This is a genomic window from Desulfocucumis palustris (assembly GCF_002933875.1).
Lineage (GTDB): Bacteria > Bacillota > Desulfotomaculia > Desulfotomaculales > Desulfocucumaceae > Desulfocucumis > Desulfocucumis palustris.
In genome coordinates this window covers 1-220 of sequence record NZ_BFAV01000091.1, presented here as the reverse complement: position 1 = coordinate 220, position 220 = coordinate 1, and the positions used below count along the sequence as shown (strand labels likewise).

Annotated in this window: 1 rRNA gene; it reads right to left on the bottom strand. The window is 56.8% G+C overall.

Annotation, left to right across the window (positions count from 1 at the left end):
- Positions 1-92: ribosomal RNA gene (locus tag DCCM_RS06845) — 23S ribosomal RNA — on the bottom strand; the annotation flags it as partial.
- Between the last annotated feature and the right edge of the window lie 128 nt (positions 93-220).

Here is a 220-nt window from a genome sequence, read left to right as displayed (position 1 = left end):
CTTGCGGCTCACCGTGACTTTTCGCAGCTTACCACGTCCTTCATCGGCCCATTGCGCCTAGGCATCCGCCGTATGCTCTTTGTAGCTTGACCTTTTTTGCGTGCCGTGATAACCTTCGCCTGGCTGCGCCAGCCGCTTCGCTCACTCGCTCACGTATTTAACATACGCTTAAGCTCACTCGCTCGCGTCTTTCGCGCCATGCTTGCTTCTTACAGCCCGC